This is a genomic window from Acidovorax sp. (assembly GCF_046294525.1).
Lineage (GTDB): Bacteria > Pseudomonadota > Gammaproteobacteria > Burkholderiales > Burkholderiaceae_C > Acidovorax.
In genome coordinates this window covers 71,138-90,663 of record NZ_JBKBKQ010000001.1, presented here as the reverse complement: position 1 = coordinate 90,663, position 19,526 = coordinate 71,138, and the positions used below count along the sequence as shown (strand labels likewise).

The window sequence follows — 19,526 nt, the reverse complement described above, 5'->3', positions numbered from 1 at the left end:
TTCGTTTCTCACTCAGGCACGGGTGGCCTTGGCCGGGGCGTCTACCGCTTCAAACCGGTAACCCACACCGTAGATGGCGCTCACGATGAAGCCGTTGGCCGGGCGCAGGTCCAGCAATGTGCGCAGGCGCGAGATGTGAGTGTCCAGCGAGCGGGACATCACATCGGCCACCTGTCCCCACACGATCTCCTTGAGGTGGTCCCGCGACAGCAGCCGGCCCATGTTCTGGAACAGAAACAACGCCAGCTCGTATTCCCGGTTCTTGAGTTCTACCGGCACACCGTCCATCTCGATGGCCCGTGTCTCTGGCAGAAACCGGTAGCGGCCGAACTCCATCACGCCGCCCACATTGTCAGGGTAGGCGCGGCGCAGCAGCGCTGCTATACGGGCATTGAGCTCGCCGATGCGCACCGGCTTGACCATGAAATCATCTGCCCCGCTCTGCAGTCCTTCGACGATGTCGCGCTCTTCCTGCCGGTGGGTGACAAACAGGATCGGCAGCCGCGCGGCCACGTTCTTGCGCACCCAGCGCACCACTTCGGGGCCCGTGGTGTCGGGCAGGTGCCAATCTACGATCAGCAGATCAAAGGTCTCGCGGCGCAACGTGCGCAGCAGCTCGGCCCCCGTCAGATGGGTGTGGCAGACATGGCCGTTGGCTTCTGTGGCCTGTTTGATCAGATCGAGCTGCAGCGCATCGTCGTCCAAGGCGGCTATGCGCATGGTTCCTCCCCAGCAAAACACAAATGGGGATTATTTGCGATATTGCGCGGCATGCCGGCCGGGTTGACATTTGTTAAGGATTCGCCACATGGATCAAACAGTGAATGCGCGCTGGGTCTGGCCAGGCCTTCACACACCGCCCATCTTTTGGCTTAGTGGACCTGGAGTCTGCGTGGCAGAACGAGCCCCTGCTGCAACACGATCCTCAGTTATCGCGCATTTCGCTTCGACGCCTTTTGCCGCGCAGACTCCCAGCGTCAGGCTTCGGTGCGCCGGGCCGTGCCGCCTGGGATATGGGAAGGGACTGTGGCGAGGGGATCTCGCGCAGCAGCCTCATGCCCACCAGCGTGTAGCAGGTCTGCGGGCTGTTCCAGTTGCGATAGCCACAGCGCGCATAGAACGACCAGGTGTGCCAGGAGCCCCCACGGCGCACGCGCACGCTGCCGTCCACAGGACCCTGCGGATCCTTGCGGGGCGAGCGGGCGTAGTAGTCGTCGCCATGCCAGTCGGCCACCCATTCCCAGGCATTGCCCAGCATGTCGTGCAGGCCCCAGGCATTGGGCGCGAAGCGGCCTACCGGGGCCGTGAAGGCGTGGCCATCGCTGCCGGGCAGTGCATGCTGCCGCCAGCGTGGCCAGTGCGCAGCTGCGTCCTGGTCGAAAGTGTTGGCCGCTTGCAGCAGGCCTTCCGGGCGGTCTCCGTGGGGATAGCGTGTGCGCGTGCCGGCGCGGCAGGCGTACTCCCACTCGGCTTCGGTGGGCAGGCGGTAGACCACGCCTTCGGTACGGGTCAGCCATTGGGCGAGGGCCTGCGCATCGTTCCAGGTCACGTTGACCACCGGGTGATCGTCGCCCTGCGGAAAGCCCGGGTTGCGCCATGAGTAGCGCGGGTTACGCCCCTCGAAGGCGTCGCCGCGCGGGGTTGTGGAAGGGTCATAGTGGGGGTTGTAGCCGTAGCCACCAGTGCCATCGGCCTCCGACTCCGGCACATGGCCTGACGCCTCCAGGAACCTGCGGAACTGCCCCACCGTCACCTCGTGCTGCCCCAGATAGAAGGGCCGCGTGATGTGGACCCGGTGGGCCGGTCCCTCATCGGCCAGATCGGTAAACCGCTTTATCTCCAACAGGGGATATGTGCGCGCCAGCACGGCCGGTGGCTCTACACCGCCCATCCTGAAAGTACCGGCTGGCACCTGTACAAACACCATGCCCAAGCTGTTCGTCCAGGTGATGGGGGCAGCGTGGGCTACGAACGCCGCGCCCGTCGCCGCCAGGGCTGCCAGGCCTGCCAGGCCGCAGCGCGATAGCTGCTTCACGCGCAACCCGGATCAGGGCTTGTCCGGCAATTCGCTGACGCACTCGAAGACCATGCGAGAGCCGTCGTGGCGCAGCAGTTTGGCATGCAGGGCGAGCCGCTGGCATTCGCGCGTGGCGGCCGCCTGGGCCTGGTAGGTGTCGGTGCCATACACCGGCACGCTGAAGGTGCGGTCACGCCCCGAGGCCATGGGACCCGACGGGTGGTGGGGCGATGTGGCGTTGCATCCTGCCAGCAGGGCGAGGGCGGTGAGCGGGGCGATCAAGGTCTTCATGGCGGACTCCTGTGGTGGCGCACCAGTTTACGCACGAACCCCGCCGTCCCGTGTCAGCGCTTGGCGCTGCCGCAACACGCGGCGACGATCAGGGTGAGCCCGCTGTGCAGCAGCGTGGCGCGGAGATACAGTGCGTTACACACAACAGTGCCCCGTCTCCGGCGCCACGCGGTGCCCGGTGCCTCAGGGGCACGCATCGGAGGAGCCGGGATGGCGCAGGGTGCGGCACCGTTGGATCAACAGGCCTGGAGAGAGGCGTCGCTGCGCGTGCTGGCCACGCTGGTGCTGCTGGCGCTTGTGTACGTGTTGCCCATGTGGACGCCGCTTCAGCGGCTGGAATACGACCTGATCAGCAGCCTCACGGCCCCCGTGCGGCCCGACGCCCGCGTGGTGGTGGTCGGGCTCGACGAGCCGAGCCTGGCTGCGCTCAACCTGGCGCCACCCGTGCCCCGGCGCCTGCATGCGCAACTGGTGGATGCCCTCACCGCAGCCGGTTCCGCGGCGCTGGGCATCGACATGCTCTTTGCTTCTTCGCAATCGGCGGCCGACGACGCGGCCCTGGCCCGTGCGCTGCAGGGGCGCATGCCCGTCGTGCTGGCCCGTGCCGACGTGGCCGTGCCCAGCTCACAGGTGGGGCACTACCGGCAGGAGGTGCCCAGTGTCTTTCCTCAGGCCTTGCAGGGCAGCGTGGCAATGGCTGTGGACGACGACGGCGTGCTGCGCCGTGCGCCTATGGCGGACGATGCGCTCTGGCGCGTTCTAGCGCAGGCGGCTGGGCGCGGGGTGCCGCCGCCGCCCCCGGGCGCGTTGCTGCGCTACTACGCCCCCGAGGTGCCGCTGCCCTATGTGCACTACACCCAGGCGCTGGACCCCGTTGGCACACTGCCGCCTGGCGCCTTGCAAGGCCGGGTGCTGCTGCTTGGGCAGCACACGCCGGTGGCCGGCGTGGACCAGTTCGCCACACCGCTGCGCGCTCTGGGCAGTGGCACGCAGTCCGGCGTGTTCATGCACGCCACGGCCCTCATCAACGGACTGACGGGCGACTGGGTGGTGCCAGCGCACCCCGTCGCGCCGCCCTTGCAGGCCGCAGCGGCGGTGGGGGTGGTGGCCGTGGCCACGCGGCGCTGGCGTGGCGGGCGCGCGGTCGTGCTGAGCCTGGCACTGGCCGTGCTGGCGCTGCTGGGCGGGTTGTTGGCGTTTCTGGTGGGCGTGTGGTGGAGCACCCTGCCCACGCTGGTGGGCCTGGCGCTGCACCTGAACGTGGGCGCTGCCAGCGGCTACCTGCGGGAGCGCCGCCGCCGCGAGCAGCTGCGCAGCGACTTTGCCCGGTATGTGCCCCCGGCGGTGGTGGACGCGCTCACCGCTGCGCACGCGCCCCCGCCCGCACTGCAGGGCGAGCGCCGCGTGCTCACGCTGCTTTTTTCCGACCTGGCCGGCTTCACGGCAGCCAGCGAGCGCCTGCCGCCCGACGCCGTTGCCCATGCTCTTAACGCCTATTTTTCGCGCATGACGCACACGGTACACCAGCACGGCGGCACGCTCGACAAGTTCATCGGTGATGCGGTGATGGCCTTCTGGAATGCCCCCTTGCCCGAACCCGCACACGCTACCCGTGCGCTGGCCTGTGCCCAGGCCATGCAGGCCGACATGCAGGCCCTGCGCGCGCAGTGGCAGGGCACAGCGTTTGAGCACGTGCAACTTCGCATCGGCCTGCACACGGGCGAGGCTGCCGTAGGCCACCTGGGCTCGCACGAACGTTTTACCTACACCGCCGTGGGCGACGCAGTGAACACTGCCGCGCGGTTGGAGGGGGCCAACAAGGCCTTTGGCACCGGCGTTCTGCTGTCGGAGGCCACCCGCGCCGCACTGCCGCCGGATGCCCCAGAGCGCGCGCACCTGCTGTGGCTAGACACCGTGGTGCTGGCGGGGCGCAGCACGGGGCTTTCCGTGTACACACCCTGCGATGACGCAGCACTGGTCACCACCAGCCTGGCCCTGCACCAGCACCTGCTGGCAGGCGATTGGCGCCTGGCCCTGGTGCGCTGCGCCGACTGGCAGGCCCACGCGCGCCTGCTGGCGCCGCAGTGGGAGGCCCATGCGGACCAGTTGTACGCGCGGGTGCAGGCGCTCGCCGAGGCCGCAGCGCAGGCGCCCGCTGCGGCGGTGCAGTTCAGCGCCCGCGCGCTCGACAAATCCTGAGCCCCATTTCAGAACGAAAGGCCACAGCCATGCCCTCCCGTCGATTCCCCTGGTGGACGCCCGTGGGCGTGTGGCTGAGCGTGGCCGCAACGCCTGCCGCCTGGGCGCAATGCGGCGGTGCGGCGCCCGCACCTGGCGCGGCAGCGGCGCAGATCGTGGCCCTCGCAGGCCAGGGGCAGACGCGTGCGCCCGGTGTGGAGCCCTGGTCGCCCGCCGCGCTGGCGCAGCAGCTGGGGCCAGGCGCCGACATGCGCACGCTGGCGTTGTCGTCCGCGGCCCTGCTGCTGGCCGACCGTACTCAGATCCGCATGTCCGCCAACGCCCAGGTGCGGCTGTGCGAATCGCAACCCGAGCGCACGCTGCTGGAGCTGGCCGCCGGGCGCCTGTGGGCCCGCACCAAAAAGGCCCCGGCCACCTTGCAACTGCAAACCCCGGCCGCCCTGGCCGTGGTGCGCGGCACTGACTGGGACGTGGAGGTGGACGCTGCGGGGCGCACCACACTCACCGTGCTGTCGGGCCAGGTGGAGCTGCGCAATGCCCAGGGCAGCGTGCAATTGGGCCCGGCGGAGCAGGGCTTTGTGGAGCCGGGGCAGGCGCCGGTCAAGCGGGTGCTGGTCAATCCCCGCGAGCGGGTGCAGTGGGTGATGGCGCACCCCGGCAGCGCCACCCGCTGGGCAGAGTTCCAACGCCCCGGCCTGGCCGAGCCGCTGGCCAGTGTGAGCACGGCGCTGCAGGCCGGGCAATGGAGCCAGGCACGGGATCAGCTGCAGGCCCTTGCGGCCCGGGGCCAGGGCGGCGCCGTGGCCGAGCTGGTGCTGGCCGATCTGGAAGTGTTTGAGGGCGCACTCGAGGCGGCCCAGGCCCGGCTGGCGCAGGCGTGGCAGCGCACGCAAGACCCCCGCACTGCTGCGCGCCGTGCCGACCTGCTGCTGGCGCTGGACCGGGGCGCAGACGCGCGCGCCTGGCTCGACGCCACGCGCGCGGCCGCACCGACGTCGGTGGATTTGCTGCTGGCCGATGCCGACTGGCACCGCCTGGACGGGCGCGGCGACGCGGCACTGGCGCTGTACCGCGAAGCCGTAGCGCGCGCCGAAGCGCAGGCGCCGCAGGGCGCCACTGCGGCCCTCGACGCCGCACCCCTTGCAGCGGCCCTGTGGGGCCTGGGCCGCGCGCTGCAACAGCGTGGCGACCTGACCGCCGCACGCACCGCCCTGGCGCGCGCCGTGCAGCTGGCCCCCGACCATCCGGCCTACCGGGGCGAACAGGCCACCGCCGCCACCGAGGCCCTGCGCCTGGCCGAGGCCCAGGCAGGGTTCGATGCCGCCCTGGCGCTCGCTGGCGACGACTATGTGAGTCTGGCGGGCACAGGCCTGCTCGCGCTGCAGCAGGGCGACCCAGAGCGCGCTCGCACGCAATTGCTCAAGGCGCTGGTGATCGAGCCGCGCTACGCGCAGGCGCACGTCTGGCTGGCCGTGGCCGAGTACCGGCTGGGCGCACTGCACGCTGCTTTTGATTCGCTGGAGCGTGCCCGCGTGGCTGACCCCAAAGACCCGCTGGCCTGGCAGGTAGAGTCGATGATGCGCAACGACAGCGGCGAGCCCGAGGCCGCCATCGGTGCGGCCCGCGAGGCGCTGGCGCGGCTGCCTTACCTGAAGTCGCTTAACCCGCTGGCCAGCGACAGCCAGGGCTCGGCCAACCTGGGCAAGGCCCTGGGCGACTTTGGCATGGAGCACTGGGCGCGGGCCTATGCGCAGCAGTCGTATTACCCGCTGTGGGCCGGCAGCCACTTCTTCATGGCCAACGGGTACGAAAGCGACTACAGCCGCAACTCCGAGCTGTACCAGGGCTACCTGGCCGATCCCCTGGCCCTGGGTGTGGGCGAGCGGCACCTGCCCGTGTTGCGAACCGAAGCGCGGGAAGCCGTGTGGGCGGCGGCGGCAGAGCGCAACGCCGTGCACTCGTCGCTGGTGGGGGCGCTGACCGCGCGGGGTGTGGAGGCCGCCACGCTGCCCATGGCCTGGCTGGTGCGCGCCACCGGGCTGCGCATGTGGCCGCGCGACACCGGTTCGTACTGGCTGACGGCGCCCGCCGTCACGCTGGCTTGGGGCGTGCGACCCATCGATGCGCTGGGGTTGTTTGTGGTGCACGACCAGGGCCGGGACCGGGTGGGCTACCCGGGCGGCATCAACATCGGCAGCGCGCGCTTTGACGGCGTGGCGCGCACGCACAGCACGCGCACTGACGCGGGTGGCTCCTGGCGGTGGTCGGCCGACGCGCAGACCTGGCTCAAGTTTCACCATGCACGCAATGCCAACCACCGTGTGCTGGACCTCGGGAGCCTGGGCTGGGGCCTGCAGGATTCGCGCGTGCGCGACGCGATGGACGGCGTGATGCTGCGGCACGTGGTGCAGTCGCCCGGCCAGCGCATCAGCGCGGGCTGGGAAAACGTGCGCGCGCAGGGGCTTTCAGGCCTGTACGACCCCGGTGAGCCGTGGGAAGGCTCGGAAGGCGCCACCACGGCGCGCTTTGACATGCCCTGGGTGGCGGGCGAATGGCACAGCGGCCCATGGGCCTGGGAAGCCGGCGTGGCCTGGCCGCGCCTGCGCACACGGTCCGTGAGCCGCTATTACAGCCTGGTTTCGGGCGAAGACTTCTTTGCGCCCGACATCGCAGACAGCGGCCACACGCGCCGGGCCCGTCCGCGTGCGGGCCTGTCGTACCGCATCGCCCCGGGCCGGGCGCTGCATGCGGCCTATGTGGAGAGCATGCATGCCCCTGCCACCCACACGCTGGCACCCGTGGCGGTGGGTGCCATCCCCATCGACCACCAGTACCAGCGGCTGGGCAGCCTGGCCCGCAAGCGCGCTGTGCAGCTGGACTGGGAGATTGATCCGCGCACCTTTGCCTGGGGCATGGCCAGCAGCCAACACATCACCAACCCCACGCTGGCCGATGGCAGCCTGGCCGTGCCCAACCTGGGGATCGCGGTGTCTGACCGGGCCGGCGTGCTAGCGCCCGTCGGTGCCTCGGGCCAGGTCGCCATCGACGCCTACAACGGCAACCCGCGCTTCAGCCAGGGCAGCCTGCGCCAGGCCGGCGCGGCGCTGAACCGGGTGCTGACGCCGCACTGGAGCGTGCTGGGCAGCTACACCTGGGCGCAGTCCCGCAACACGGGATTGCAATACACGGGCAACCTGCTGCCCGGCGTGCCGCGCCACACTGCGGTGCTGGGCAATGTGCTGCGCCACGGCGCGCGCGACATGACGCTGGTCACGCTGGTTTACCGCGGCACGCGGTTCGCTGACGAGGCCAACGCCGAGCGCCTGGGCGCGGGCTGGAGCTTCAACCTGGTGCTGTTCCGCGAATCGGCCGACCGCCGCTGGGCCTGGACCGGCACCTTGCAGGCCCCGCTGCATGGCAACTCGCGCCCCACGCTGTGGACCAGCCTGCGCTACCGTGTGGATTGAAAATTAAAGTGTTTTTGGCATCTAGCGCTTATCCAGCAAGCGCTAGCAGCTATCAAAATCGGAGTAATGGCTCAGGTGGATGCAGCCGCTGCTGCCGCTTGCGCCAGCGCTGCCAGCGCGGCGGCCACGTCCGCATCGGCCACATCCTCTACGGCAGCCAGTTGGCCCGCCACCGCAGCCACGCCTTCACGCTGCAACCGCGCGATGGCCTGGCCGGCCTCCTTGGGTGCATCAAAGCCGGTGCTTTGCACCAGCAGGCGGCCATCGGCGTCCACCAGCTTGAAGTAGAACTTGCCGTCCGCTTCACGGTATTGCTTGAACGAGGGCAGGGCTGCCTTCGCTGCCTTGGCGGGCTTGGCGGCGGTTGTGGTGCCCTGCACCAGGCTGCGCAGGCCCACTGCGGCGCGCAAATCGCGGATGAACGGCGTGGCCAGCGTGCGCGCGCGCTCGGCGCCCGCGAGCAGCGTCTGCTCGATACGCGCCGGGTTGTGGATGAGCTCGTCGTACTGCGCACGCATGGGTGCAATCACCTGGTCCACGCGCTCGAACAGCATCTGCTTGGCATCGCCCCAGGCAATGCCGTCGGCATATGCGCGGCGCAAGGTCTCTGTCTCGTCGGGCGTGGCGAAGGCCTGGTAGATCTGGAACAGTGCCGAGCCTTCGGTGTCCTTGGGCTCGCCGGGCGCTCGCGAGTCGGTCAAGATGCTGCCGATGAGCTTCTTCAAATGGTCACGGCTGGAGAACAACGGAATCGTGTTGTCGTAGCTCTTGCTCATCTTGCGGCCGTCCAGCCCGGGCAGGGTGGCTACGTGTTCGTCAATGGCCGCCTCGGGCAGCACAAAGTGCTCGCCGTACAGATGGTTGAAGCTCGCGCCCATGTCGCGTGCCATCTCGATGTGCTGCACCTGGTCGCGCCCCACGGGGACCTTGTGTGCCTTGAACATCAAAATGTCCGCGGCCATCAGCACCGGGTACATGAACAGGCCCGCCGTCACGCCATCGTCCTGCTCGCGGCCGGCTGCCGTGTTCTTGTCCACGCTGGCCTTGTAGGCGTGTGCGCGGTTGAGCACGCCCTTGCCCGTCACGCAGGTGAGCAGCCACGTCAGCTCCGGAATCTCGGGGATGTCGGACTGGCGGTAGAACGTGACGTGTTCGGGGTTGAGCCCCGCCGCCAGCCAGCTGGCCGCGATCTCCAGCGTGGAGCGCTGGATGCGCACGGGGTCCTCGCACTTGATGAGCGCGTGGTAGTCGGCCAGAAAGTAAAAGCTCTGCACCCCCGGCGTGAGGCTGGCCGCCACGGACGGACGGATGGAACCCACGTAGTTGCCCAGGTGGGGCGTGCCTGTGGTGGTGATGCCGGTGAGATAGCGCGTGGTGCTCATGGGAACGGTGTCAGCAAGAATGAATTGAAAGTACAAAGCGGATCACGTGAAGCTTGCGACGGGACGCGACATCGGCGCAAGCACTGCCCCAAGCCAGTGCCACCGTGGAACCGGCTCTGCCGGGCCACGGGTGGCGTCCCCCGTCGGGGGAAGGCGCGAAGCGACTCAGGGGGGTCATCTGAGAAGGGCTGTCAGGGGGGTGAGAAGCAGATTGATGGCGCTGTAACCCACCGACATCAGCGGCCGCAGCCAGAACGTGCCGACCACGCCCACCACCACCAGCCCCAGCACGATGAAGAAGCCGTACGGCTCGATGCGCGACACCATATGGGCCTGGCGCCACGGCAGCAGACCCACAAGAATGCGCCCGCCATCCAGCGGCGGCAGCGGAAACAGGTTGAACGCCCACATCACCAGGTTGACCAGCACGCCCGCGCGCGCCATTTCCACAAAGAAGCGCTCTTCCACGCCCAGGCCCACCAGCGACACCAGCAGCACCGCCCATGCAATGGCCTGGAAGAAATTGGATGCCGGCCCCGCCAGCGCTACCCAGATCATGTGCTGCTTGGGGTTGCGCAGGTTGCCGAAGTTGACCGGCACCGGCTTGGCATAGCCGAACAGGAACGCCCCCGAGGTGGCGAAGTACAGCATCAGCGGCATCAGGATGGTGCCGACCGGGTCGATGTGCTTGAGCGGGTTGAGCGTGATGCGCCCCATCATGTAAGCCGTGTTGTCGCCAAAGTGGCGCGCGGCATAGCCATGGGCTGCCTCGTGCACGGTGATGGCAAACAGCACCGGCAGGGCGTAGATCAGAACGGTTTGGATAAGGTTGGAGATGTCCACCCGGGGATTGTCTCAGACCGCCCCATTGCCGCGCGGGGGACAGGTGGCATGGCTTCGTGCTGGCCTGGCGATTGTGGGTTGTACGTATCTGCGTGACCGGCGCGGGCGCGCGTTCATTGCTAGCATCCACCGATGGCGCCACGTGCGCCTTCCCGTCTTTCAAAAACCACTCCAACAAGCGTTGAATCGCACCTGAGACATGCTGAGTCACCTCAAGATCGGAACGCGCCTGGCAATGGCGTTTGGCAGCCTGGCCCTGCTGGTGCTGCTGTTGATGGCCATGTCCCTGTCAGGCATCGGCGCCGCGCAGCAGGCTCTGCCCAGCGGCTCTGCCGCCATGGCGCACCTGGACAGCGCGCGTGCCTGGATCATCGGCTGCAGCGTGGCCACCTTTGTGCTGGCACTGGTGGCCGTGCTGGGCCTGCGCAGAGCCATCGTGGCGCCGTTGAATCAGGCCATCATGATTGCGGAAACGGTTGCGTCCGGCGACCTGAGCCAGGAGTTCAGCTCAGACCTGCAGGGCGACTTCGGGCGCCTGCTGGATGCGCTGGGCACTATGGAGGACACGCTCACCGACCTGGTCTCGCGCATCAAACAGGATGCCGACGCCATCAGCGCTTCGGTCGCCGACATCGGCCACGGCAATACCGACCTCTCGCGCCATGCCGAAGACCAGGTTTCCTCGCTCACGCAGACCGCCGCCAGCATGGAGCAACTCACCGCCACCGTGCGCCAGAACGCCGAGCGCGCGGGCTCTGCCAGCCAACTGGCCGTCAAGGCATCGCAGATTGCCGAGCATGGCGGCGCCGCCGTGGGCGAGGTGGTGCAGACCATGCAGGCCATCAGCGGCAGCTCGCGCAAGATCGTGGACATCATCCAGGTGATCGAAGGCATCGCGTTCCAGACCAACATCCTCGCGCTGAACGCGGCGGTGGAGGCGGCCCGCGCGGGTGAGCAGGGCCGGGGATTTGCCGTGGTGGCCAGCGAAGTGCGCAGCCTGGCCCAGCGCAGCGCCGTGGCCGCCCGCGAGATCAAGGCGCTCATCAGCGCGTCGGTGGAGCATGTGGAGAGCGGCGCTGGCCAGGTGGGCCAGGCGGGCAAGACGATGCAGGAGATCGTGACCGCGGTGGGCCAGGTGAGCGCTCTGCTGGGCGAAATTTCCCACGCGCTGCGCGAGCAGAGCGACGCCATCAGCCATGTGAACGCCGCCGTGGCGCACATGGACGGCACCACCCAGGAAACCGCCGCGCGGGTTCAGACCGCCGTGTCCACGGCAGCGGCGCTGACGGCCCAGGCGCGTGACCTGGAGCAGGCGGTGGGCGCGTTCAAGTTGTGAAATCTCCCTGAACGAAGCCGCCACCGGCGGACCGGCCAAGCCAGATCCGCTGTTGCACCATGGTTGATAGGGCCTGCTACAACCCCAGCGCCTGCAGGCTGCCCCGTCCTTCGCGCAGCACCTCGGGGTCGCCGCCTGCGCCCATGGGCGTGAGGTCCACCACCGTGGTGGGCTCCAGTGGGCAGGCGCCCGCATCCACGATGGCGTCCAGCAGCTTTTCGTAGCGCTCGCGGATTTCTTGCGGGTCATTCAGGGGCTCCGTCTCGCCCGCCGGGATCAGCGTGGTGGCCAGCAGCGGGGCGCCGTGCAGCTCCAGCAGCAACTGCAGGCCCTTGCGGTCGGGCACGCGCAGGCCGATGGTCTTGCGCGAGGGGTGGCTCACCCGGCGCGGCACTTCCTTGGTCGCTTCGAGGATGAAGGTGTAGGGCCCGGGCGTGGCCTGCTTGAGCAGACGGTACTGGCGGTTGTCCACGCGCGCGTAGTTGGCCAACTCCGACAGGTCGCGGCACAGCAACGTGAGGTGGTGCTTGTCGTCCACCTGGCGGATGCGCCGCAGCCGGTCCACCGCGTCCTTGTCGTCCAGGTGGCAAACCAGCGCATAGCTGGAGTCGGTGGGCACGGCCAGGATCCCGCCTTTTTGCAGCAGCATGGCACCCTGCTTGAGCAGGCGGGGCTGGGGGTTGTCGGGGTGGACTTCGAAATACTGGGCCATGGGCTGATTCGTGCTTACATGCAGTCAGGCGGTGATGCCGTCAGGCTGCAGGCCGCTGAATGCGGTGGGCGAGCAGGTCCCACACCGGCGTGAGCTTGCCGGGCAGCAGCGGCAGCGTGCCCAGGTCGGTGTGCGATTCGTCAGGGCTGTGGAAGTCGCTGCCGCGCGAGGCGGCCAGTCCAAACTCCTGCGCCATGTCTGCATACGTCACGTATTCGGCAGCGGTATGGCTGCCGGTGACGACTTCCACGCCCCGCCCGCCGTGCTGCTTGAATTCAGAGAACAGCGCGTACTCTTCATTAGCGCTGAACTTGTACCGCGCCGGGTGCGCGATCACGGCCACACCGCCGGCCTGGGTGATCCAGCGCACGGCGTCGCCCAGCGCGGCCCAGCGGTGCGGCACGTAGCCCGGCTTGCCTTCGGTGAGGAACCGGCGAAACACCTCCGGTGTGTCGCGGCACACGCCGGTTTCCACAAGGTAACGGGCAAAGTGTGTGCGCGAGATCAGGTCAGGGTTGCCCACAAACTTGAGAGCGCCTTCAAACGCGCGGGGGATGCCCACCTGCGCCAGTTGCTCGGCCATGTCCATGGCGCGCTCGGCGCGCCCGCCGCGCGTGGCGGCCAGGCCCTGGGCCAGCTGTGCGTCGTCCGGGTCAAAGCCCAGGCCCACGATGTGCACGGTGGTGTCGGCAAAGGTGACGGAGATTTCGGTGCCCGTGAGGTAGGCCATGCCCTGTGCGCGGGCGGCGGCGGCGGCACGGTGCTGGCCGCCGATTTCGTCGTGGTCGGTCAGGGCCCACAGTTCCACGCCATTGGCCTTGGCGCGGGCCGCCAGGTCCTCGGGGGTCAGGGTCCCGTCGGACACCACGGAGTGGCAGTGCAGGTCGGCGTTCAGGTAGGTGGTCACCGATTCATTCTACGGGTTTGTCCCTGGTGGCGCCTGCCTACGCCGGGGCGCACGCTGGCGTAGGCTATGACCTGCACGATGTGTAAGTGCATGTAAACGGCTTGGTCCCCCAGCCCGTTCAGCATATGTCTTCATTGGAATACGGTCTTTTTATGCAACTCGACAACATCCGCGTTTCTCGCAAGCTGTGGGGTGCCTTTCTGGTGCTCATGCTGGCCATGCTGCTGATCTCGGGATTCCAGCAGTACCGGGCCAACAGCTCCATGTCCCAGGCGCTGGACACGGTGGTGCAGATCGAAGAGCGCATCTCCGCCGCCGTGCGTTGGCGCGGTGCTACCGAAACCGCCGTCAACATGGTCATGGGCGGCGCCGTCACCACCGACGCCGTGCTGGCGCAGCAGTACGACGCCAAGGTCAAGGGAATCATCGGCAGCATCAACAAGATCCAGGAAGGCATCGTGGCGTCGGCAACGGCGCCTGAGGAAAAAGCCGCCATCGCCAAGGTGCTGGACGAACGCAAGCGCGTGCTGGCCGCCACCGCCAAGGCCTGGGAGCTCAAGGGCGCGGGTGACGCGGTGGAGACCCAGCGCTTTGCCGACAACGAGTTCGCGCCGCTCGTGGCCGGCTACCTCAAGGCGCAGGACGACTTCGTGCTGGTACTGCAGCAGCGCCGGGACGCCATCCGCGCCGAGGCCACCGAGCGCCGCGTCTCCTACGCCATCCAAGGCCTGCTGGTCTCGGCTGTGCTGATCGTGTTGATCCTGCTGCTGGCGCGCAAGCTGGTGCATTCCATCACCGAGCCGCTGGACGAGGCCGTGGCCACCCTCGACGCCATTGCGGCCGGCGACCTCACGCGCGACCTGCAGTCCACCCGCAAGGACGAGTTCGGCCACATGCTGCGCGCGCTGGGCGCCATGTCGGCGCGCCTGCGCGGCGTGGTGAGCGACGTGCGCGCGGGCGTGCATTCGGTGTCTTCCGCGTCCATCGAGATCGCCAACGGCAACCAGGACCTGTCGGCCCGGACCGAGCAGACCGCCTCCAACCTGGAAGAAACCGCCGCCAGCATGGAAGAACTCACGGCCACAGTCAGCCAGTCGGCCGACACCGCGCGCCAAGCCAACCAGCTGGCCGGCTCGGCCGCCCAGGCCGCAGCCCGCGGCGGCGAGGTGGTGGGCCAGGTGGTCACCAGCATGCAGCAGATCACCGACAGCTCGCGCAAGATCAACGACATCATCGGCGTCATCGACGGCATCGCCTTCCAGACCAACATCCTGGCGCTGAACGCGGCTGTGGAAGCCGCCCGCGCGGGCGAGCAAGGCCGCGGCTTTGCCGTGGTGGCCAGCGAAGTGCGCAGCCTGGCCCAGCGCAGCGCCGAGGCCGCCAAGGAGATCAAGACACTCATCGGCAAGTCGGTGGAGAACGTCGAAGTCGGCTCGGCCCAGGTCGCACAGGCCGGACAGAGCATGCAAGAGATCGTGGCCAGCGTGCAGCGCGTGAGCGACCTGATTGGCGAGATCACGGCCTCTTCCACCGAGCAGCGTGACGGCATTGCGCAGGTCAACCAGGCCGTGACGCACCTGGACCAGATGACGCAGCAGAACGCCGCGCTGGTGGAGGAATCCACCGCCGCGGCCGCGTCCATGCGCGACCAGGCGCAGCGCCTGGCCGAGGTGGTGGCCGTGTTCAACGTGGGCGCGGTGGCCACACCCAGCGCGCCCGCCGCCCCGCACCGGGCGCCGCCGCCGGCCAGCCCCCGGGCTGCCGCAGTGCCACCGGCCGCCAAGGTGGCCAGACCAGCGCCTGCTGCCGCCGCCCGCCTGTCCGGTGCCCCCCGGCCAACACCGGCGCCCGCAGCCGCCCAGCCCCGTGCCAGCGCCCCGGCGCCCACACCGGCGGCGGGCAAGGATGATGACTGGGAAAGCTTCTAAATTGATAGCTGTCAGCGCTTGCTAGATAAGCGCTAAAGGCCAATCTCGCTTAATTTTCTTCTGTGGTTTGCCGAAGCGGCAGGTACTGCCGTCCGCATGGCTTCCTTCCACCCGCGAAAGGTCCCAACATGCCCCTGGTCAACATCCGCCTCGCGCGGCGCGAACTGCCCACCACCGCTGCCCAAAAGGCCGCCCTCATCTCCGGAGTCACCCAGCTCATGCAGCAGGTGCTGGACAAGCGGCCCGACAGCGTGACGGTGATCATCGATGAGGTGGACCCGGAGAATTGGGGCCAGGGCGGTGAGCCGGTGACGGTGATCCGCCAACGCAACAAGGGGCCGTTGCAGACATGAGCCTGCGGAGGCCCGCCCGGACCAGCGGGCCTCTGCAGTCGTCAAGCTACAGACCGGCGGTTCGTTAGATTTCCGCCCCCTCCACCAGAAACTGCACCCGCCGCTCACCCTTCCACTCGTTCACATCCAGCCGAAACGCCAGCAGCACGCGCGCAGGCAACTGCTCGGTGTGGCCGAACCAGATGGCGTCCACCGGGTTACCCTGGTGGATGAGTTTGAGCGACAGGTGGTTCTTGGCCTCGCCCACCAGGCGCTGGCTCACGATCTGCACTTCTTCGCTGAAGGTGGGGGGCAAGAAGCCCTGGCCCCAGACCTCGCGGTGCAGGGTGTCCACGATGTCGGCGCGGCAGTATTCGGGGGCCAGGGGGCCATCGGTCTCGATGCGGCGGGTGAGGGTGGCGGCGTCGAGCCACTCCTGCGCCACCTGGGCAAAGGCCTGCTCGAACACGTCAAACGCCTCCTCGGCCACGGTGCAGCCTGCGGCCATGGCGTGGCCGCCGAACTTGAGGATCACGCCCGGGTGGCGCTTGGCCACCAAATCCAACGCATCGCGCAGGTGAAACCCGGGGATGGAGCGGCCCGAGCCTTTGAGTTCGTGTTCCTTGCCTGGCGCGTTGCTGGCGGCAAACACAAAGGTGGGGCGGTGCAGCTTGTCCTTGATGCGGCTGGCCACGATGCCCACCACGCCCTCGTGGAAGTCGGGGTCGAACACGCTGATGGCGGGCGGGGGCTCCTCACTCTCGTCGAACAGGCTCTCGGCCATCAGCATGGCCTGCTCGCGCATGCCGCCTTCAATCTCGCGGCGCTCGCGGTTGATGCCATCGAGCGTGGCGGCCAGCTCGGCGGCGCGGCCGGGGTCGTCGGTCAGCAGGCATTCAATGCCCAGCGTCATGTCGGCCAGGCGCCCGGCGGCATTGATGCGCGGGCCCAGCGCAAAGCCGAAGTCGAACGTGGTGGCGGCCGGTGCCTTGCGGCCTGCGGCGTGGAAGAGGGCAGCAATGCCCGGCTGCATTTGCCCGGCGCGGATACGCTTCAAGCCCTGCGCCACCAGGCGGCGGTTGTTGGCGTCGAGCTTGACCACGTCGGCCACCGTGCCCAACGCCACCAGGGGGAGCAGCGCGTCCAGCTTGGGTTGGGTGGCTACGTCGAAAATCCCACGCGCGCGGAGCTCGGCCCGCAGCGCCAGCAGCACGTAGAACATCACGCCCACGCCCGCGATGCACTTGCTCTCGAACGCGCACTCGGGCTGGCTCGGGTTGACCAGGGCATCCGCCTGCGGCAGCACCGGGCCGGGCAGGTGGTGATCGGTCACTACCACCGTGAGGCCCAGCGCCTTGGCCTCGGCCACGCCCTCCACGCTGGCGATGCCGTTGTCCACGGTGATGAGCACATCGGCGCCGCGCTCCTTGACGCGGCGGGCGATGGGCGGGGTGAGGCCGTAGCCGTCGGTCACGCGGTCGGGCACCAGGTAGTCCACGTGCTGCGCGCCCAGCATGCGCAGGCCGCGCACGCCCACCGCGCAGGCGGTGGCGCCATCGCAGTCGTAGTCGGCCACGATCACCGTGCGCCGGTGCTGCTGCAAGGCGTCGGCCAGCACGCGGGCGGCCGTATCAATGCCCTTGAGCCCGCTGGGCGGCAAGAGGCGCGCCAAGCCTTCGTCCAGCTCGTCCTTGGCCCGCACGCCGCGCGCGGCGTACAGGCGCGCCAGCAGCGGGTGCACGCCGGCCTGCTCCAGCGCCCAGGCGGCGCGGGGGGGGATGTCTCTTGCTACTATTTTCATAGCTGGTTGCGCAGGTCCATCAAGCGCTGGGGCCGGAAAAGGCTTTGAAAGCGCTGGGCCAGCGAGCGCGGCGCGGTGTGAAAAGCCCGCGCGCCGCGTTCGCCGCACAGGGTCAGCTGCACCGGCGTGCCGGCCTCGGCCTGGCGCAGCAGGTCGGCCACGGGGCCGGCGTCCAGCGCCGTCCAGGCCTCAGCCCAGGCTCGCCAGTCTTCGCGCAAGGCGGCGTCGCGCAGCGTGGTGGGCATGAGCGGGGCCGCAGAAAGCGTGGGCGCTGGCTGCGGCAGCGCACCGGTGCCGTGCACCCAGAACGAGTTGACCACCGGCAGGCCGCGCGCGGTGCGCTCGTCGTTGAAGGCGTGGGTGTACAGCAGCATCTGCATCTCGCTGTGCAGGCGATGCAGGGTGCGAGCCTGCTTGGCGTCGGGCATCCAGGCGCGCACGTCGCGCAGCAGCACGCGCTCCAGCGACGCGGTGGCCAGGTCGGCAAACAGCGGCCCGCTGGCCAGCCAGCGCGTGGGCTCGTCGTAGTGCAGGGTGATGCCGTCCTCGGCAAACCACGGCGCCACGATGGCCAGCAGCGCGCGCGAGGCATCTTCATCCAGCCCCAGCTGCTGCGGGTCGCGCAGGGTGACGTGGTCGGTGCTCACCTGCCACTGGCAGGGTGTGACAAAGGCCCAGGCCTGCCCATCGGCGGGCGTGCCCTGCTGGTGGCGGCGCCAGGCGGCCCAGGGCGTGCGGCCGTCCTCGGCCGGCAGGCCCAGCGCGCGGGCCAGTGCGCGCTCGTGGGGCGTGGAGAAGCTGGTTTCCTCGGCACTGTCGCTGGCGGCGGGGTGGGGGCTGAGCCGGGCCAGCAGCCGGTCCAGGTGGGGCAGGGCCAGGCCCTGCAGGGCTTGCTGGCATCCGCCCGAGGCACTGGCCGCGTGGGGGATGATGAGCAAAGGGTGGGTGTCTGACATCCCCCTATTGTCCGAGATGCCACAATCTGCCCCGGCCCGGGCCCGGCATCCCGCCGCGGTCCACGGTCTTCTTTCCAGATCCATGCAAATCCCCTACGAACTGGCCTTGGGCTGGCGCTACACGCGCGCGGGCCGCGCCACGCGGCGCAACGGCTTCATCTCGTTCATCTCGGGCGTGTCCATGCTGGGCATCGCGCTCGGGGTGGCGGCGCTCATCATCGTGCTGAGCGTCATGAACGGCTTTCAAAAAGAAGTGCGCGACCGCATGCTCAGCGTGGTCTCGCACATCGAGATTTTTGCGCCCCAGGGCGCCGCGCTGCCCGACCCGGCGCGCACGCTGGCCGAGGCCAAGCAAAACCCCAACGTGGTGGGTGCGGCCCCCTTTGTGGCGGCGCAGGCCTTGCTGGCGCGCGGCGAGGACATGAAGGGCGCGCTGGTGCGCGGCATCGATCCCGCCCTGGAGGGCGCGGTGACCGACCTGGCCGCCACCAACGAACAAGTGCTGCAGCAGCTGGTGCCCGGCGAGTTCCGCGTGGTGCTGGGGGGCGAGCTGGCCCGCTCGCTGGGCGTGCGCGCGGGCGATGCCGTCACGCTGATCGCCCCGGCGGGCCAGGTCACCCCTGCGGGCGTGGTGCCGCGCCTCAAGCAAATGACGGTGGCGGGCACGTTCGACTCCGGCCACTACGAATACGACTCGGCCCTGGTGCTGCTGCACCATGAGGATGCGCAGCGCATCTTCCGCCTGGAAGGCCCCACGGGTGTGCGCCTGAAGCTCAAGGATCTGCACCAGGCGCGCGAAGTGGCCCAGCAGCTGGCCGGCTCGCTCAGCGGGCAACTGCTGATCCGCGACTGGACGCAGCAAAACCGCACCTGGTTCGCCGCCGTGCAGCTCGAAAAACGCATGATGTTCATCATCCTCACGCTCATCGTGGCGGTGGCCGCGTTCAACCTGGTGTCCACGCTGGTGATGACGGTGACCGACAAGCGCGCCGACATCGCCATCCTGCGCACGTTGGGCGCCAGCCCGAAAAGCATCATGGGCATCTTCGTGGTGCAGGGCGCCATGGTGGGCGTGATCGGCACTGCCGTGGGCCTGCTGCTGGGCCTGGGCGTGGCGTTCAACATCGACGTGATCGTGCCGGCCATCGAGCGGGCCTTGAACGCGAGCTTCCTGCCCAAGGACATTTACCTCATCAGCAAGATGCCGAGCGAGCCGCAAAGCAGCGACATCCTGCCGATTGGCGTCATCTCGCTGGTGCTCGCCTTTGTGGCGACCCTGTATCCCAGCTGGCGCGCCAGCCGTGTGAACCCTGCCGAGGCTCTTCGCTATGAATAACGTAGCTGCTAGCGCAATC

General features: G+C 68.7%; 15 protein-coding genes. 6 read left to right on the top strand and 9 right to left on the bottom strand.

Annotated elements, in window-relative coordinates:
• Positions 1 to 12 precede the first annotated feature (12 nt).
• The 3 genes from ACK4HJ_RS00360 to ACK4HJ_RS00350 all read right to left on the bottom strand — a co-directional run bounded on the left by ACK4HJ_RS00360 (position 13) and on the right by ACK4HJ_RS00350 (position 2,308).
• Positions 13 to 720 (bottom strand): response regulator transcription factor, encoded by a 708-nt coding sequence (locus tag ACK4HJ_RS00360; protein ID WP_409826660.1) that lies wholly within the window; start codon positions 718 to 720, stop codon positions 13 to 15.
• 205 nt (positions 721 to 925) lie between these two features.
• A complete protein-coding gene (locus tag ACK4HJ_RS00355) occupies positions 926 to 2,035 on the bottom strand; it encodes a formylglycine-generating enzyme family protein (protein ID WP_409826658.1) in 1,110 nt (369 codons plus the stop codon).
• A 12-nt stretch (positions 2,036 to 2,047) separates the two neighbouring features.
• Positions 2,048 to 2,308: a hypothetical protein gene (locus tag ACK4HJ_RS00350; protein WP_409826657.1), complete on the bottom strand. Its 261-nt coding sequence runs from the start codon at positions 2,306 to 2,308 to the stop codon at positions 2,048 to 2,050.
• Between the two features lie 210 nt (positions 2,309 to 2,518).
• Here ACK4HJ_RS00350 and ACK4HJ_RS00345 point away from each other — a divergent pair, with 210 nt between their 5' ends.
• Entirely contained in the window at positions 2,519 to 4,507 is a 1,989-nt protein-coding gene (locus ACK4HJ_RS00345; protein WP_409826655.1) for a CHASE2 domain-containing protein, read from the top strand.
• Positions 4,508 to 4,536: 29 nt separating this feature from the next.
• Positions 4,537 to 7,974 (top strand): FecR domain-containing protein, encoded by a 3,438-nt coding sequence (locus tag ACK4HJ_RS00340; RefSeq protein WP_409826653.1) that lies wholly within the window; start codon positions 4,537 to 4,539, stop codon positions 7,972 to 7,974.
• A 71-nt stretch (positions 7,975 to 8,045) separates the two neighbouring features.
• On the opposite strand, the gene ACK4HJ_RS00335 is transcribed toward ACK4HJ_RS00340, so the two are convergent.
• Positions 8,046 to 9,356, bottom strand: coding sequence for a tryptophan--tRNA ligase (locus ACK4HJ_RS00335; protein WP_409826651.1), 1,311 nt, complete (start codon positions 9,354 to 9,356; stop codon positions 8,046 to 8,048).
• Between the two features lie 174 nt (positions 9,357 to 9,530).
• Entirely contained in the window at positions 9,531 to 10,199 is a 669-nt protein-coding gene (locus ACK4HJ_RS00330) for a site-2 protease family protein (RefSeq protein WP_409826649.1), read from the bottom strand.
• A gap of 199 nt (positions 10,200 to 10,398) precedes the next feature.
• On the opposite strand from ACK4HJ_RS00330, the gene ACK4HJ_RS00325 reads away from it, so the two are divergent.
• A complete protein-coding gene (locus ACK4HJ_RS00325) occupies positions 10,399 to 11,535 on the top strand; it encodes a methyl-accepting chemotaxis protein (protein ID WP_409826647.1) in 1,137 nt (378 codons plus the stop codon).
• Between the two features lie 76 nt (positions 11,536 to 11,611).
• Here ACK4HJ_RS00325 and ACK4HJ_RS00320 read toward each other — a convergent pair whose 3' ends face one another.
• Together ACK4HJ_RS00320 and ACK4HJ_RS00315 are read right to left on the bottom strand one after the other, a co-directional pair.
• Entirely contained in the window at positions 11,612 to 12,247 is a 636-nt protein-coding gene (locus tag ACK4HJ_RS00320; RefSeq protein WP_409826645.1) for an L-threonylcarbamoyladenylate synthase, read from the bottom strand.
• Between the two features lie 40 nt (positions 12,248 to 12,287).
• Complete coding sequence (locus ACK4HJ_RS00315; protein WP_409826643.1) at positions 12,288 to 13,154, bottom strand: 3',5'-nucleoside bisphosphate phosphatase; 867 nt, start codon at positions 13,152 to 13,154, stop codon at positions 12,288 to 12,290.
• A 152-nt stretch (positions 13,155 to 13,306) separates the two neighbouring features.
• On the opposite strand from ACK4HJ_RS00315, the gene ACK4HJ_RS00310 reads away from it, so the two are divergent.
• Positions 13,307 to 15,082: a methyl-accepting chemotaxis protein gene (locus ACK4HJ_RS00310; protein WP_409826641.1), complete on the top strand. Its 1,776-nt coding sequence runs from the start codon at positions 13,307 to 13,309 to the stop codon at positions 15,080 to 15,082.
• A gap of 128 nt (positions 15,083 to 15,210) precedes the next feature.
• Positions 15,211 to 15,435 (top strand): tautomerase family protein, encoded by a 225-nt coding sequence (locus tag ACK4HJ_RS00305; RefSeq protein WP_409826640.1) that lies wholly within the window; start codon positions 15,211 to 15,213, stop codon positions 15,433 to 15,435.
• Between the two features lie 64 nt (positions 15,436 to 15,499).
• Here ACK4HJ_RS00305 and recJ read toward each other — a convergent pair whose 3' ends face one another.
• Both recJ and ACK4HJ_RS00295 read right to left on the bottom strand, forming a co-directional pair.
• Positions 15,500 to 17,215, bottom strand: a complete 1,716-nt coding sequence (gene recJ, locus ACK4HJ_RS00300) for a single-stranded-DNA-specific exonuclease RecJ (RefSeq protein ID WP_409826638.1) — start codon at positions 17,213 to 17,215, stop codon at positions 15,500 to 15,502.
• The gene (locus ACK4HJ_RS00295; protein WP_409826637.1) at positions 17,212 to 18,171 is read right to left on the bottom strand and encodes a phosphoglycerate mutase; all 960 of its coding nucleotides are present in this window, start codon (positions 18,169 to 18,171) and stop codon (positions 17,212 to 17,214) included. Before ACK4HJ_RS00295 ends, recJ begins: the two co-directional genes overlap by 4 nt.
• Positions 18,172 to 18,253: 82 nt before the next feature.
• On the opposite strand from ACK4HJ_RS00295, the gene ACK4HJ_RS00290 reads away from it, so the two are divergent.
• Positions 18,254 to 19,507, top strand: coding sequence for a lipoprotein-releasing ABC transporter permease subunit (locus tag ACK4HJ_RS00290; protein ID WP_409826635.1), 1,254 nt, complete (start codon positions 18,254 to 18,256; stop codon positions 19,505 to 19,507).
• Positions 19,508 to 19,526: the final 19 nt, after the last annotated feature.